This window comes from Desulfofundulus sp., assembly GCF_049701015.1.
In the GTDB taxonomy this organism is placed as follows: domain Bacteria; phylum Bacillota; class Desulfotomaculia; order Desulfotomaculales; family Desulfovirgulaceae; genus Desulfofundulus.
Genome location: NZ_JBNATZ010000012.1, coordinates 1 through 14,940 on the forward strand (window position 1 = coordinate 1; position 14,940 = coordinate 14,940).

Annotated in this window: 17 protein-coding genes; 16 read left to right on the top strand and 1 reads right to left on the bottom strand. The window is 53.9% G+C overall.

All coding sequences use genetic code 11. The annotated features are described in order from the left end of the window. Positions 1–299: 299 nt before the first annotated feature. Positions 300–731 carry a hydrogenase iron-sulfur subunit gene (locus ACPLUI_RS01680; RefSeq protein WP_424658536.1) on the top strand — a complete coding sequence of 144 codons (432 nt, stop codon included), beginning with the start codon at positions 300–302 and terminating at the stop codon, positions 729–731. Here the strand turns inward: ACPLUI_RS01680 and ACPLUI_RS01685 are convergent. Then, complete coding sequence (locus ACPLUI_RS01685) at positions 688–2,211, bottom strand: PAS domain S-box protein (RefSeq protein WP_424658537.1); 1,524 nt, start codon at positions 2,209–2,211, stop codon at positions 688–690. The two genes, ACPLUI_RS01680 and ACPLUI_RS01685, sit on opposite strands and share 44 nt — an antisense overlap. A gap of 12 nt (positions 2,212–2,223) precedes the next feature. Between ACPLUI_RS01685 and ACPLUI_RS01690 the strand changes: the two genes are divergently transcribed. The 15 genes from ACPLUI_RS01690 to ACPLUI_RS01760 form a co-directional block, all read left to right on the top strand. Then, the gene (locus ACPLUI_RS01690) at positions 2,224–2,358 is read left to right on the top strand and encodes a hypothetical protein (RefSeq protein WP_424658538.1); all 135 of its coding nucleotides are present in this window, start codon (positions 2,224–2,226) and stop codon (positions 2,356–2,358) included. A 155-nt stretch (positions 2,359–2,513) separates the two neighbouring features. Next, positions 2,514–3,545 carry a bis-aminopropyl spermidine synthase family protein gene (locus ACPLUI_RS01695; protein ID WP_424658539.1) on the top strand — a complete coding sequence of 344 codons (1,032 nt, stop codon included), beginning with the start codon at positions 2,514–2,516 and terminating at the stop codon, positions 3,543–3,545. Between the two features lie 165 nt (positions 3,546–3,710). Beyond that, the gene (rpsB, locus tag ACPLUI_RS01700; RefSeq protein WP_424658540.1) at positions 3,711–4,418 is read left to right on the top strand and encodes a 30S ribosomal protein S2; all 708 of its coding nucleotides are present in this window, start codon (positions 3,711–3,713) and stop codon (positions 4,416–4,418) included. Between the two features lie 159 nt (positions 4,419–4,577). Then, complete coding sequence (tsf, locus tag ACPLUI_RS01705; RefSeq protein ID WP_424658541.1) at positions 4,578–5,231, top strand: translation elongation factor Ts; 654 nt, start codon at positions 4,578–4,580, stop codon at positions 5,229–5,231. Positions 5,232–5,309: 78 nt separating this feature from the next. Further along, positions 5,310–6,041, top strand: coding sequence for a UMP kinase (gene pyrH / locus ACPLUI_RS01710; RefSeq protein WP_424658542.1), 732 nt, complete (start codon positions 5,310–5,312; stop codon positions 6,039–6,041). Positions 6,042–6,069: 28 nt separating this feature from the next. Continuing rightward, a complete protein-coding gene (frr, locus tag ACPLUI_RS01715) occupies positions 6,070–6,591 on the top strand; it encodes a ribosome recycling factor (RefSeq protein ID WP_424658543.1) in 522 nt (173 codons plus the stop codon). Positions 6,592–6,596: 5 nt separating this feature from the next. Continuing rightward, the gene (locus ACPLUI_RS01720) at positions 6,597–6,812 is read left to right on the top strand and encodes a hypothetical protein (protein ID WP_424658544.1); all 216 of its coding nucleotides are present in this window, start codon (positions 6,597–6,599) and stop codon (positions 6,810–6,812) included. 4 nt (positions 6,813–6,816) lie between these two features. Further along, entirely contained in the window at positions 6,817–6,984 is a 168-nt protein-coding gene (locus ACPLUI_RS01725) for a DUF362 domain-containing protein (protein WP_424658545.1), read from the top strand. 210 nt (positions 6,985–7,194) lie between these two features. After that, complete coding sequence (locus ACPLUI_RS01730; protein ID WP_424658546.1) at positions 7,195–8,019, top strand: isoprenyl transferase; 825 nt, start codon at positions 7,195–7,197, stop codon at positions 8,017–8,019. After that, positions 8,016–8,786 carry a phosphatidate cytidylyltransferase gene (locus tag ACPLUI_RS01735; RefSeq protein ID WP_424658547.1) on the top strand — a complete coding sequence of 257 codons (771 nt, stop codon included), beginning with the start codon at positions 8,016–8,018 and terminating at the stop codon, positions 8,784–8,786. The genes ACPLUI_RS01730 and ACPLUI_RS01735 overlap by 4 nt, the downstream gene beginning before the upstream one ends. A 10-nt stretch (positions 8,787–8,796) precedes the next feature. Further along, positions 8,797–9,870: a sporulation integral membrane protein YtvI gene (gene ytvI / locus ACPLUI_RS01740; protein WP_424658548.1), complete on the top strand. Its 1,074-nt coding sequence runs from the start codon at positions 8,797–8,799 to the stop codon at positions 9,868–9,870. Positions 9,871–9,971: 101 nt separating this feature from the next. Continuing rightward, positions 9,972–11,123 (top strand): 1-deoxy-D-xylulose-5-phosphate reductoisomerase, encoded by a 1,152-nt coding sequence (locus ACPLUI_RS01745; RefSeq protein WP_424658549.1) that lies wholly within the window; start codon positions 9,972–9,974, stop codon positions 11,121–11,123. 5 nt (positions 11,124–11,128) lie between these two features. Continuing rightward, complete coding sequence (rseP, locus tag ACPLUI_RS01750) at positions 11,129–12,148, top strand: RIP metalloprotease RseP (RefSeq protein WP_424658562.1); 1,020 nt, start codon at positions 11,129–11,131, stop codon at positions 12,146–12,148. A gap of 14 nt (positions 12,149–12,162) precedes the next feature. Then, entirely contained in the window at positions 12,163–13,239 is a 1,077-nt protein-coding gene (gene ispG / locus ACPLUI_RS01755; protein WP_424658550.1) for a flavodoxin-dependent (E)-4-hydroxy-3-methylbut-2-enyl-diphosphate synthase, read from the top strand. 4 nt (positions 13,240–13,243) lie between these two features. Then, positions 13,244–14,940 (top strand): proline--tRNA ligase (locus ACPLUI_RS01760; RefSeq protein WP_424658551.1); only part of this gene is annotated, 1,697 nt, incomplete at its 3' end.

The window sequence follows — 14,940 nt, forward strand, 5'->3', positions numbered from 1 at the left end:
CGGCCGCCCAGACTTTGTTTAAAGAAATAAAAGAAAGATCTAGCGTGGCCAGATACAGGCCGGCAAGGAGCAGCAGGGGGACGGTAAGCAACTCGTAGGCGGGGCCACCAGCGTTGTACAAAAATCCCACTGCAAAGCCGATCAGGGAAAGGACGGTCGGACTCATTAAGTCTTCCCCTCCATTGTGTTTGTGATAACAAGCACAAGTCCTTTCTGGTATAATATCATAAATGTGTTCATCTTGCAACCACTCAGGAGATAAAACTTGTGATATATTGTACAAAAAGGTGTATGGAAAGGTGAATAATTATCGGCCAGTGTGCCGACCTCTCGTTCCTGGCGGGTACTCAGGTCCTCCGCTGGCCGTTTTCGTATGCCAGCGGGCTTATTACCAGGGGCTCGCTCCAGAGCTTGTTTCTACCGCACCCGGATTGGGCCGCGCCCGCCTCATTTCCCTGCCCACGGCAGGTGCACTGGACCCGCTGTGGCTGCTGAAAGCTCTGGAAGCAGGTGCCCTGGGTGTGGCTGTAATTACCTGTGGGGAGGAGAGTTGCCGTCATGCCGGTGGGGCCGTCCGGGTGAGAAAGCAGCTGGTGCGCTTCCAGAAGCTGCTCGGGGAACTGGGGTACGACCCATCGTGTTTGCAGTGGTACTGCCTTGGTTCCGGTGGTGATCCCCTGGCCTGGCTCAGTGGATTTGCCCGGGGGCTCGTACAGGTAGGTAAATCCTGAACTCGCTGCCGGTCCCCTCTTGACTGTTCACCTCAATCCTGCCGCCGTGGTTTTCAATAATGCGGTAGGATATGGTTAATCCCAGGCCAGTTCCGGAACTTCTGGTGGTGAAGAATGGTATGCTGAGCTGGGACAATACTTTTTCCGACATGCCGTGACCCGTGTCCCGTACTGCCAGCAGAACTTCATTGGATTCTTCCAGCCAGCGGGCGGTGAGGGTCAGTATTCTCACCGCCTGTCCTTCCATAGCCTGGAGTGCGTTGTGAATGAGGTTTAGCACTACCTGTTTGAGCTGGTCTGGTTGCGCCTTGATAGGGGGTAACTCCGGGGAGAGGTTCCGGACCAGCTCCACCTGGGTTAAAAGGCACTGGCTTTCTATCAGGGGTAAAAGTTCATCGATCAACCTGTCCAGGTGCACATTTTCTCTCTTATGGGATGAGGGGCGGGCGAGTATAAGAAAATTGCTGATGATTTCGTTCGTCCGGTCTACTTCCTGGATAATCACATCCAGGTATTCTTTGTTTTTGGTGTCCTCGAGGCGTTCGTACAGGAGTTGTGCGAATCCCTTTATAGAAGTAAGAGGATTGCGCAATTCGTGAGCCATGCCGGCAGCCATCTGTCCAATAACTGCCAGCTTTTCCTGGTGGTGCTGGAGCTCTTGCTGGCGGTGCAGCTCTGTGATGTCGTGGAGAACGGTGACCGCTCCACTGACCTGCCCCTCTCTGTTGCGCAGGACATCGGAAGTGACCAGCAGGTAAGAATCCTTTCCATTAAGCCTGTACTGCACCTCTGCCGGACCGGCTGCTTCCCCTTTTTTGAGAGCCTGCAGGGTAACAAGTTCCTTTTCATCTTTCGGGAAAACATCCCAGATGGGTTTCCCTACCATGCTGGACGACGGTAAGCCGGTGATCTCTTCCGCGACCCTGTTATTTAAGACTATCCTTCCGGTTGAGTCTACAACTATCACTCCTCCTGCCATTTGTTGCAAAATCTTATCGAAGGTCTGTTCCAAAAGTTCGTATTTTGTTTCGTTGTTGCTAATCCGGAAGTTGATAATAGTACCCTCGCGGCAGTTTTTCCGCATGAGAGGTCTGGTCTCGAGGCTTACGTTAACCTTTTCTCCATTTTGGCCGGTGAATTCTATTTGCCTGGGCGGTAGAGAAAATTTGAGGTCCTTATCGGTAAGACACCTGGACCACTGCTGCAGTTCCGAGAAGTTTTTCCCCACCAGTTTGTTCCTGTCGCATCCCAGCAGCTGTTCACATGCCTCATTAACACAAGTAATTTTCATTTCTTTGTCGACGATCATGATGGCGGTGGGGAGACCGTCGAGGAGTTTATCGAGCTGGATTCCCCTGACTTTTTCAACGGTTGTGTTCCGGGTCCGGTTCTGGCTCAGGCAGCCCAGGCGGTATTTGTAGATGCCGAAGGACAACAGGGTTGTCAGAACCAGCAGGGTATGGCCCAGAACTATGCTCACTATTGCACTCTGATGGCAGGTATTGATTTTGTTGAGATGGACGATGCAAGAGAAAGTAAGGAAGAGCACAACGACCAGCGGGATTGCCTCGAATATAATAGACCAGTTTCGTGTGAACAATCGGCCTTCACCCTCTTTTTCAGCTAAAAAACACTAATTAATTCAACGTTTAGAATAAGTTTCCTGCCCGGGTGTCAAATTTTTGTTAAAATTGAGGTTAAAATATCGAGGGTTTCATTTTTTTACCCACCCGTGGTATAAAAAACTTATGGCCCTTAAATCAAACCAGCGGAGGTGGGAAGTTGGACAGGATACAGAAACAGATTTTTCGCGCCCTTCTGGCAGGACCAGGCACTTTCTGGCAACTGATCAGAAAACAGGATGGACACCTGGCTCATTTTTTGGAGGTACTGGAGAAAATGCTTGCGCGGGAGCTGGTCCGTTCTGAAGGAAGTTATATTTATCTTACCGCTAAAGGGGAAAAGCTGGCCCGTGACCACGGTCTGTCTCCTCTGGAACCGCTGACCTGCCCTGCTTGTGAGGGAAAAACTGTTACCCTGCAAGGCAGGTTTGCTCGAGTGCTGGAAGAGTTTGAAGAGATTGCCCGTCAGAGACCGCCTGCTGTTGCTGAATTTGATCAGGGGTACGTGGATACAAGGAGTACCGTAGCCCGGGTGGCCATTATGTACCGGCGGGGTGATCTGGAAGGCCAGGATGTCCTGCTCATAGGTGATGATGACCTGACCAGCATAGCCATAGCTCTTACCGGTATGGCGGGGCGTATCACCGTTCTGGAGGTGGATGACCGGCTGGTAGAGTTTATTGATGCCCAGGCTCGCAAAAAAGGCTGGTCCAATCTTTCCGTGCAAAAGTATGATGTGCGGTACCCCCTGCCCCTGGAGTTCCAGGGCCGGTACGATACATTTTTGATTGATCCTGTGGAAACGCTGCCCGGCATCAGCCTGTTTTTATCCCGCTGCGCCATGTCACTGCGGGGTAAGGGGAGCGCCGGTTATTTTGGGCTGACGCACCTGGAAGCTTCCAGGGATAAGTGGTACTTGATCCAGAAGCTGGTCCTGGATATGAATTTTGTGATTACGGATATAATCTACAATTTCCAGGAATACGAACTCGAAAGGGAAGGTTTCGTCAGCAAAGACTACCCCCTGGTGCAGAGGGCTTTCGGCCGGTTGCCCGTACCGGATATAAACTGGTACACCTCAAACTTTTTCCGTTTGGAAGCCTTGGGAAAGCCGAGGGTTCCGGAACAAGAGAATATTCCCGCCGGCCGCGAATTTTATTTCGACGAAGAAGCCTACGCCACTCTGCCTTAGGTTCTGGTGCGCTCTACCTTGCATACGCGGGTACTTTATGTTAGAATACATCCTGGTGTGAATTACACACGCCGCCAGACTTCTACAGGGGTGCCCCGCAGGGGGTTTTGTGGAAGGATGAAGGTGGCGGAGGAATAAAAACCAGCAGGGAGGAGGTGTGTCAGGGTGGCGATTATTTCGATGAAGCAGCTTCTGGAGGCCGGGGTGCATTTCGGGCACCAGACGCGGCGGTGGAATCCCAAAATGGCCCCGTATATTTTCACGGACCGGAACGGGATTTATATTATTGACCTGCAGAAAACCGTTCGCAAGATAGAAGAAGCTTACAACTTTGTGCGTAACCTGGCTGCCGAGGGTGGAACGATTCTATTCGTGGGTACCAAGAAGCAGGCACAGGAGTCGGTGAAAGAAGAAGCCGAACGGTGCGGGATGTTTTACGTTAACCAGCGCTGGTTGGGCGGAATGTTGACCAATTTCCAGACCATTCGCCGGCGTATCGAGCGCCTGCACGAACTTGAGCGCATGGAAGCGGACGGGTCTCTGGATGTATTGCCCAAGAAAGAAGTGGCCGAGCTCATGCATGAGAAGGAAAGGTTGCAGAAGTTTCTCGGCGGTATCAAGAACATGCGCAAGTTGCCCGATGCTCTTTTTGTCATTGATCCCCGCAAGGAGCGCATTGCGGTGGCCGAGGCCCGGAAGCTCAAGATACCCATTGTGGCTATTGTAGACACCAACTGCGATCCCGATGAGATCGATTATGTCATTCCCGGTAACGACGATGCAATCAGAGCAGTACGCCTGCTTACCAGCAAAATAGCAGATGCCGTACTGGAGGGACGGCAGGGTGAGCAGGTTGCGGTAGCAGTGCAATAATGGCAGAGGTTTTGTGGGGGCCCCGCGAGAAAGTTCTTACGGGGAACCCCTGCTTTTTTCTCTAAATTACTATATCTGTTTTATCTGTTTGGTAAGCTTACATAATGGACATAATACCTTTGAAGGTAAAACCTGGGATAAGGAGGCAGGGATCAAGCAATGGCTGAGATAACAGCGGCCATGGTCAAAGAGCTGCGTGAGCGTACCGGTGCCGGCATGATGGATTGCAAGAAGGCCCTCATCGAAACCAACGGGGATATGGAAAAAGCTGTAGACTTTTTAAGGGAGAAGGGCCTGGCAGCCGCGGCGAAGAAGGCCGGGCGGATTGCCGCCGAGGGTGTGGTGGACGCCTATATCCACGGTGGGGGACGTATCGGCGTCCTGGTGGAGGTGAATTGTGAAACTGACTTTGTGGCCAAGACCGATGAATTCCGGCTGTTCGTGCGTGATATAGCCATGCAGGTGGCTGCGGCCCGGCCGGAGTACGTGCGGCGTGAGGATGTTCCGGAACACGTAATTGCCCGCGAGAAGGAAGTCCTGGCGGCTCAGGCGGCCAATGAAGGAAAACCGGAAAAGGTGATCGAAAAGATCGTGCAGGGGCGCCTGGACAAGTTCTTTAAGGAGGTTTGCCTCCTCGAGCAACCATTTATTAAAAATCCAGATATTACCGTACAGGAGCTTTTAAACGAGAAGATTGCGAAAATAGGAGAAAATATTGTCATTCGCCGTTTTACACGGTATGAGCTTGGTGAGGGCCTGACCAAACGGCAGGACGACTTTGCAGAGCAGGTTGCGGCCATGACCAGATCTTGAAGTTTAAAATTCACGCCCCTGGAAAGAGGATTTTACCTGGCACTGTAGAATAAACTGGGGAAAGTGGAGGTTCTACCATTGGCGCAGGTACCCAGGTACAAACGTGTGATCTTGAAACTGAGCGGAGAAGCCCTGGCCGGTAACCAGGGTTATGGTATAGATCCCGATGTAGTCAAGTCCATTGCCAGGCAGATTGATGAGCTCGTCCAGATGGGTGTGCAGGTGGCTGTTGTGGTCGGCGGTGGGAATATCTGGCGTGGTGTGGCCGGTAGTGCCAAAGGGATGGACCGGGCTACCGCTGATTACATGGGTATGCTGGCTACGGTCATAAATTCACTGGCCCTGCAGGATGCTCTCGAGAAGCAGGGGGTGAATACCCGGGTACAAACAGCCATCGAGATGCGGGAAGTGGCCGAGCCCTACATCCGTCGGCGGGCCATCAGACACCTGGAAAAAGGGCGGGTAGTTATCTTTGCTGCAGGAACCGGCAACCCCTATTTTTCAACAGATACCACCGCTGCTCTACGGGCGGCGGAAATAGAAGCTGATGTCATTTTGATGGCCAAGAGAGTCAACGGTGTTTATGATTCCGACCCCTTAAAGAACCCGAATGCCCGGCGCTACGAGCGGCTCACATACATTGAGCTTCTCAATAAAGGGCTGGCCGTAATGGATGCCACCGCAACTTCATTGTGCATGGACAACCGCATTCCCCTGGTGGTTTTTAACCTGAACCAGGAGGGGAACATCAAGCGGGCGGTGCTGGGAGAAAACGTCGGTACCTACGTCGGGGGTGAATATGTTGGCTAGTGCCAGAATTGCGGAAGCAGAAAATCACATGAAGAAAACCGTGGAACTTGTCAAAAAGGAATTTGCTTCGTTAAGGGCTGGCCGGGCCACGCCCGCCCTGCTGGACAAGGTGATGGTTTCCTATTATGGGACCCCTACCCCGGTCAACCAGCTGGCCACCATTTCTGTTCCGGAACCGCGTCTTCTGGTTATTCAACCCTGGGACAAAACCGTTTTACCGGAAATCGAGCGGGCCATTTTGAAGTCGGACCTGGGGATTACGCCTGCCAGCGACGGTACGGTCATCCGCCTTTCCATTCCCCAGCTGACTCAGGAACGCCGGGCCGAGCTGGTCAAGGTGGTTAAGAAAAAAGCGGAAGAGGGCAGGGTGGCCATCAGAAATATCCGCCGTGAATTTAATGATAAAGTAAAACAACAGCAAAAAAATGGAGAAATATCCGAAGACGAAATGCGCCGCGCCCAGGACGAGATCCAGAAACTTACGGACAAATATATCAAGGAAATAGATCAGCTTGTTAGCATCAAGGAACAGGAGATAATGCAGGTCTGAAGCTTATGGTTAAAGGGGAGCTATTGCCCGATGTGCTGGCTTTTGAGGTGGGAGAAGCACTTGCTTTATGCCGCTTGCTGGGCTGGCAGGTTCGCGTGCAGTTGACGGCTCCCCCCCGGGGTAGCCCCGGGGGGCCGCAGCGCGTTGTTCGCTTTATCGTTACTGCTCCCGGGGAGGGTGTGTTGACGGTAGCACAGGAAGAAGTGGGGAAGGAGGTGTAATTCCTTGGCTTATCGTATTACGGAAGAATGTTTGGCCTGCGGAACCTGTCTTGAATCTTGCCCGAACGAAGCGATTATTGAGGGTGACGTTTACAGAATTGACCCCGATAAGTGCGAGAATTGTGGTACCTGTATTGAGGCCTGTCCTGCCGGAGCCATCATCGAAGAGTAAAATGGATAAACCCCCTCTTCCGGAGGGGGTTGTTTTAGTGACATGTTATTATTACTAAAGAAAGGTCATTAAATTACATATCCAAATTATACATTGATACATAGCAGGAGAGCATTCAAATATGTTTCAGCCGGGTTGATCCGGAACTATTTTGTGGTTATTTTGTAATTAATACACATACATGTGGTCAGTTCGAGAGGGGGGGACCCTTTGCTGAAAAACCTGGTGCGCGTCTTGAGGGGTGGCAGGAAGAAAGGCCCTTCCCTGGAGGAAGAAAGTCTTTTAGCACAGCTTGATTTGACTCGCCTCCCCCGTCATGTAGCTATTATCATGGACGGCAACGGCCGCTGGGCTCAGAAAAGGGGCTTGCCCAGGACCTCCGGCCACCGGGCCGGAGTGGAGTCGTTACGGGAAACGGTGCGCACCTGTGCCGAACTGGGCATAGGTTATCTGACCGTTTATGCCTTTTCCACAGAAAACTGGAAACGCCCGCGGGATGAAGTCGATGTGTTGATGGACCTGCTGGTGGAATACCTGCACAGGGAAATAGAGGAGTTATGTGCCAACAATATCCGCCTTCATCCCATTGGCCGCATTCAGGAACTACCACCTCACGCCCGTAAGGCTCTGGAAATGGCTGTCTCCCGCACCAGGAATAACCAGAGGATGGTCCTCAACCTGGCTTTGAATTACGGTGGACGGGTCGAGCTGGTGGATGCCGTGCGGTCTATTGTGAAAGAAGCGCTGGCAGGAAATCTTGACCCTGAGCAAATTAACGAATTTACCATTTCCAGTCACCTTTATACCGCCGGCCAGCCAGACCCGGACCTTCTGATCAGACCTTCCGGTGATTACCGGGTTAGCAACTTTCTGCTCTGGCAGCTTTCTTACACCGAATTCTGGATGACCAGCGTAATGTGGCCCGATTTTCGAAGGGTGCACCTTTTGCAGGCCCTTGTGGATTTTCAGCAGCGGGAACGTCGTTTCGGCGGCCTGAACAGAGGTGAAAAAAAGTGCTCAGGCACAGAATCTTGAGTGCACTTGTCGGAATCCCTCTCTTCATTGCCGCTGTCTGGCACGGGAGCCTGCCCCTTCTGATATTTACCGGGTTGCTGATGGTACTGGCTGCTATCGAAATGGTTGCTCTATTTGAGCATTTAAATCTGTATCCCCCTCACGGACTTGCTGTGGTGGGAAGTCTTTTCCTCCTGGGGAGTGTATACTTATACAGGGATGCGGGTCTGGGCGGGGCGGTTGCAGTTATCCTGTTCTTCATCCTGGTTTTCACCGTTTTTCTTTATCCGGCCTTTTCACCGGTGGAGGGTGCTGTTACCCTGCTGGCAATTCTTTATATCGGTTTATTCGTTTATATTTATTTGCTGCGTTTGTTGCCCGACGGTTGGATTTGGTTGACTTTCACGCTGGTGGGCACCTGGTCCAGTGATACTGTTGCCTATTTTATTGGAAGACGGTGGGGACGGCGTCAGCTGGCGCCAGCTTTAAGCCCCGGCAAGACCGTGGAGGGGGCGGTGGGGAGCCTGGCGGGCAGTTTGCTGGCGGCGGTAGCTTTTATGGGTCTTTACCCTTTTCTACCCCGCGGCCCCATACTTCTTCTGGGTTTGCTCCTGGGGCTGGCGGCAGTTCTGGGGGACCTGGTGGAATCGGCTTTTAAGCGGCAGGCAGGAGTGAAGGATGCCGGGGATATTATCCCCGGCCACGGGGGTATCCTCGATCGCTTTGACAGCATGCTCTTTACTGCTCCGTTAGTATACTACTTTGTGGGAAGGTTTATAATAAGCTGAGGTGACACGGGTGCCCAGGTCCATACGGGTGGCAATTCTCGTTACTACTGTTTTATTGTTTTACCTTGCCTGGAAGTACGTTGTCCCGGAGTTGCTGGTTATTTTCAATTTCCTTTTAACCGTCCTCACACCCTTTATTATGGCGGCCATTATTGCCGTGCTGATTGAACCTGTGGTATGCTTTTTTCACCAGGGTTGCCGTATTAACCGTTCTCTGGCTGTCCTCATCTCCATGCTGGTTGCCATCGGCGGGATAGGGGCTTTGTTAACCCTGCTGGTGCTTCGCCTGGTGGCGGAACTTTCCGAGCTGTCGGTGCGTCTTCCCCAGTACATGGGGCCTTTGCAGGCGGAGATTAACCGCTGGGTGGAGCAGGGCAGGATCTTTTATTTTCAGTTGCCCCCGCTGGTTACAGAGCGTATTCAGGAGAATATGGGTACCTTTACCGGCTGGCTTTCCCATGTGGCCGGCTCTGTGGCCAGCTTTCTTTTGTATTTAATCACTTCCCTGCCCAATGCGGTTCTCGCCATAGTAGTCGGCCTGGTCGCAACTTATTTTATCAGCCGCGATCACCATTTGATCATAAAACTGTGGTTAAAGATAGCTCCCGAGCCATGGGGAGAGCGGGTGGTGGAGATATTCCGCAAGGTGGTCGGGGCTTCTTTCGGCTACTTGCGTGCCCAGTCCCTTCTGGTTACCCTGACCACCCTTCAGAGCATTTTCGGACTTTATATAATTGGAGCCAGGTATTCCCTGACCATTGGTCTACTGATTGGACTTTTTGATATCATTCCTGTGCTGGGACCGGCCACCATTTATATCCCGTGGGCTATATGGTGCTTTGTTACCGGTCATATTGCCTTTGGGGTGAAGCTGGTGGTGCTTTACCTCCTGGTGTGGGGGGTAAGACAGGTCCTTGAGGCAAGGGTGGTGGCGGCCCACCTGGGGTTGCACCCTCTCGCCGTACTTATAGCCATGTATGTGGGGTTGAAGGCTATCGGTGTACTCGGTCTGGCCCTGGGGCCCCTGACCCTCATCGCAGTGCAGGCGGCCCTGGGCACCATTAATCCCGTGGATCGCAGGTAAAATAACTCATGACGTTTTCATCTTGACCGGCAGAGGTGAAAATGGCCGCCGTTTTTCCCTCACGGCAGGCAGCTATTTTCAGGACGGGAGACGGATGTGAAATGAGAGAGATTGTCATACTCGGCAGTACCGGTTCCATTGGACGGCAGGCTCTGGACGTGGTCAGGAGGTTTCCCGACAAAATGCGTGTGGTCGGCCTTGCCGCCGGGAGCAACTGGCCCCTGATGGCCGAACAGGTTCGGGAGTTCCGCCCGCGGGTGGTTGCCCTGGCCCGGGAGGAAGCCGTCCGGGAACTGGAACGGCACCTGCCTCCCGGGGACTTGCCTGAGCTTTTCTGGGGTGCTGAAGGGCTGGTCACCGTAGCCACCTCCATAGACAGCGGGGTGGTTTTAAACGCTCTCACGGGAACTGTGGGGTTGCTCCCTACTGTGGCGGCGCTGGAAAAGGGTCTGGATATCGCCCTGGCCAATAAGGAAACGCTGGTAGCGGCGGGTGAGCTGGTCATGAAGCTTGCCCGGGAAAAGGGAGCCCGTATTCTACCGGTGGATAGCGAGCACTCGGCCATCTGGCAGTGTCTTGCCGGCCAGCCGGAAAACAGGGTGGGCAAAATTATTCTCACAGCCTCGGGAGGGCCTTTCCGCAAGGAACCGGCCGATCTTTCCCGCGTCAGTGTAGAGGCCGCCCTGGCTCACCCCAACTGGCGGATGGGGAAAAAGATTACCATCGATTCAGCCACCCTCATGAATAAGGGGCTCGAAGTGCTTGAGGCGCACTGGCTTTTTTCCGTGAATTACGATCAGATAGAAGTGGTTGTTCATCCCCAGAGTATTATCCATTCGATGGTGGAATTTGTCGATGGCTCTGTCATGGCACAGCTGGGCTTGCCGGATATGCGCCTGCCCATCCAGTATGCGCTGTCTTACCCGGACCGCTGGCCCAGTGATTTGCCCAGGCTGAACTGGTTTGCAGCAGGCGAACTGACCTTTGAACCCCCGGATACCAACCGTTTTCCCTGCCTGGCTCTGGCCTACGCCGCGGGCCGTACCGGTGGGACCATGCCGGCAGTGCTTAATGCCGCCAACGAGATCGCCGTCGGGGCTTTCCTGGCCGGCGAAATTGGGTTCACCTTTATTCCACGGCTTGTGGCCGAGGTCATGGAGGAACACCGGGTTGTTTCCGAACCCACTCTGGAAGAAATTCTGGAAGTGGACCAGTGGGCCCGCCGGGTAGCGCGGGAAAAAGCAAGAAGGTGATGGTAATGCAGACATTCTGGGCTTCCATCCTGGTTTTCGGAATGCTGATTATTTTTCACGAACTGGGACATTTCGTGGCCGCCAAACAGGTTGGCATCAAGGTCCATGAGTTCAGTGTGGGTTTCGGTCCAAAGCTTTTAAGCGTCCCCCGGGGGGAAACTGTTTACAACCTGCGACTTTTCCCCCTGGGAGGTTTTGTGCGGATGGCAGGGATGGACCCTGCGGATGAAGTAGAAGAAGGGGAAAGAAGTTACAAGCATAAGACCGTAGGGCAGCGGGCTGCTGTGATTGCGGCCGGTCCATTAATGAATTTCTTCCTGGCTGCGCTCTTATTGATGGTTATCTTCATGGCCCATGGCTTTCCAATTCCCACCACCACCATCGGTAAACTGGTTCCGGGGCAACCTGCTGAACGTGCCGGTTTAAAGCCCGGTGACCGGATCATTGCCATTGACGACCGGCAGGTAACGCGCTGGGAGGACATAACCCGTACGGTCAACGCCCACCCTGGTCAGCCCATTAGTGTAACGGTGTTGCGGGACGGGAGGGAGGAAAGATTCAATCTGGTTACGGCTGTAAATGCCGAAGGTAAAGGTATCATCGGCATTTATCCCCGTCAGGAGATGCGCCCGCTCAATCCCCTCGCAGCTCTGTACCGGGGAATTGAGTATACTGTGCGCCTCAGTGGATTGATCCTGGGGTTTGTCGGCAGGATGATCGTGGGCCGGGCACCGGCCGAGGTGGGTGGGCCGGTACGTATCGTTCAGGAAATTCATACCGCCGTCCAGCTCGGGTTCTTTTACCTCCTGCAGCTGGCCGCATTTTTAAGTATCAACCTGGGGCTTTTTAACCTTTTGCCCATTCCCGCCCTGGATGGCAGCAGGCTTTTATTTCTGGCTGTAGAAGGGTTGAGGGGGCGGCCGGTGGACCCCGCCAAGGAAAATTTTGTCCACCTGGTGGGCTTTGGTCTGCTTCTGCTCTTAATTATGGTCATCACGTATAAAGATATCCTGGGATTGCTCTAACGGGGTGAAAGTCCGTGCAGCGAAGACATACCCGTCCTATATTTCTCGGGGGGGTGCAGGTGGGGGGAGATGCGCCTGTTTCGGTGCAGTCCATGACCAACACCGATACCCGGGATGTCCGGGCCACCCTGGCCCAGATCGACAGGCTGGTCAGGGCGGGCTGTGAGATTGTGAGGGTGGCCGTACCCGATCAACAGGCCGCCCGGGCGCTAAAAGAAATCAAGGCCGGGTGTCCCATCCCACTTGTAGCCGATATTCATTTCGATTACCGCCTTGCCCTGACTGCTCTGGAAAGCGGTGTGGATGGCCTTCGCATTAACCCTGGTAATATCGGAGGCCGGGAACGGGTGGCCGCCGTGGTTAATGCCGCCCGCAAGAGAAAGGTTCCCATCCGCATCGGGGTTAATGCAGGGTCCCTGGAAAAGGAACTGCTGTCCGAGTATGGTGGGCCGGGCCCCCGGGCCATGGTGGAAAGTGCTCTGCGGCATATCCGGTTACTTGAAGAACTGGATTACCGTGAGATCAAAGTTTCTTTGAAGGCATCCGATGTGCCGGTGATGCTCGAAGCCTACCGTTTGCTGGCCGGGGAAGTTGATTATCCCTTTCATGTAGGCGTGACTGAGGCTGGGACAGTTCGTTCGGGAACAATCAAATCGGCCGTAGGTATCGGGGCACTGCTGGCCCAGGGAATTGGTGACACCATCCGCGTATCCCTTACCGGGGACCCGGTTGAGGAAGTGCGTGTGGGGTATGAGATCTTAAAGGCTCTGGGACTGCGCCGGCGGGGGATCGAACTGATTTCCTGCCCCACCTGCGGGCGCACATGCATCGACGTGGAGCACATTGCCACGGAAGTCGAGGAGCGCCTTTCCTGGGTGGACAAACCCTTGAAGGTTGCCGTCATGGGATGCGCGGTCAACGGTCCCGGGGAAGCCAGTCATGCTGATGTGGGTATTGCCGGAGGGAAGGGATTTGGCATTATCTTCCGGGGTGGTCGCATAACAGGCAGAGTGCGTGAACAGGACCTGGTAGACACCCTGGTACGCGAAGTGGAAAATATTTTGTCTGAGAATGAGTCCAGGGGGGGTTGAGTTAGTGCGCGTCAGTCAGCTGCTATTACCCACTTTAAGGGAGGTGCCGGCAGAGGCAGAGGTTGTAAGCCACCAGTTGCTGCTGCGGGCCGGTTTTATCCGCAAGGCGGCGGCGGGGGTATATACCTTTCTGCCCCTGGCCTGGCGTGTGATTAAAAAGATAGAGCAGATTATCCGGGAAGAAATGGACCGTCAGGGCGCCCAGGAAATTATGATGCCTATTATCCAGCCCGCTGAACTCTGGCAGGAGTCCGGCCGCTGGGACGTCTACGGTCCGGAATTATTCAGGCTTAAGGACCGGCACGGCCGGGATTTCTGTCTCGGACCGACCCATGAAGAAATTGTAACTGCCCTGGTACGGCAGGAGGTCAATTCCTACCGCCAGTTGCCCCAGTTGCTTTATCAGATCCAGAACAAGTACCGGGATGAGCGACGTCCCCGTTTTGGCCTGTTGCGGGGAAGGGAATTTATCATGAAGGATCTTTATTCCTTCGACCGGGACGAAGCCGGACTGGAGATAAGTTATCAAAAGATGTACGAAGCTTATACCCGGGTTTTCACCCGCTGTGGATTGAAATTTCGTCCTGTGGAGGCTGATTCCGGTGCCATTGGCGGGAACGATACCCATGAATTTATGGTTCTGGCCGATTCAGGGGAAGCGCTGGTGGTCTTTTGTCCGGATGAGTCATGTGGTTATGCGGCCAATGTGGAACGGGCCACTTCTCCTTTGCAGCATGGGCCAACCTCTGAGGAAGCACCTCTTCCTCTTGAAGTGGTTGATACCCCCGGTATGCATACGGTGGAACAGGTAACCGGCTATCTGGGAGTGGATTCACGGCGCCTGATAAAAACTCTTCTTTACCAGACGGAAAAGGGTGTGGTGGCCGCCCTGGTTCGGGGCGACCGGGAAGTGAACGAGGTTAAATTACAAAAGGTCCTGGATGTATTGCACCTGGAACTGGCCGATCCGGCTACTGTAAAGAGGGTCACAGGTGCTGCGGTGGGTTACGCCGGCCCGGTTGGCCTGCAGGATGTCCGGCTGGTGGCCGATGATGAGGTTATGTTGCTGGTTAATGCTGTGGCCGGGGCCAACCGGGATGATGCCCACCTGGTAAATGTAAATCCGGGACGTGATTTCACTCCCCGGGTGGTGGCTGATATACGTGTGGTAAGAGCGGGGGATCCCTGCCCCAAATGCGGGGCACCCCTTGAAGAAACCCGCGGTATTGAGGTGGGACAAATTTTTAAGCTCGGGGATAAATACAGCCGCGCTCTGGGAGCTACCTACCTGGATGAACACGGACAGAGCCGGGCCATCATTATGGGTTGTTACGGCATTGGCGTAACCAGGACCATGGCAGCCGCAGTGGAGCAAAACCACGATGAAAACGGGATCATCTGGCCGGTGTCAATCGCTCCGTTCCATGTAGCGGTGATCCCGGTGAACCACAGGGATGAACGGCAGGTGAGCCTCGCTGAAAAGGTTTACCTGGAACTGCAGGCCAGCGGAGTGGAAGTGGTCCTGGACGACCGTGCCGAGCGGGCGGGCGTGAAGTTCAAAGACGCAGATCTGGTGGGTTACCCCCTGCGCATAACCGTGGGCAACCAGGCGGTCCAGACAGGGGAACTGGAGGTACGCCGCCGGGCTGGCGGTGAAACCAGACTGGTGCCTCAGGAGCAGATTGTCAAACACATTCAGGA

Excerpts from the sequence above, each read along its gene's own strand:
- tsf (WP_424658541.1), top strand. The coding sequence starts at position 4,578 with ATGGCTGAGATAACAGCGGCCATGGTCAAAGAGCTGCGTGAGCGTACC.
- ACPLUI_RS01720 (WP_424658544.1), top strand. The coding sequence starts at position 6,597 with ATGGTTAAAGGGGAGCTATTGCCCGATGTGCTGGCTTTTGAGGTGGGA.
- rseP (WP_424658562.1), top strand. The coding sequence starts at position 11,129 with ATGCAGACATTCTGGGCTTCCATCCTGGTTTTCGGAATGCTGATTATT.
- ACPLUI_RS01690 (WP_424658538.1), top strand. The coding sequence starts at position 2,224 with ATGGCAGGTATTGATTTTGTTGAGATGGACGATGCAAGAGAAAGTAAG.
- ACPLUI_RS01745 (WP_424658549.1), top strand. The coding sequence starts at position 9,972 with ATGAGAGAGATTGTCATACTCGGCAGTACCGGTTCCATTGGACGGCAG.
- frr (WP_424658543.1), top strand. The coding sequence starts at position 6,070 with ATGAAGAAAACCGTGGAACTTGTCAAAAAGGAATTTGCTTCGTTAAGG.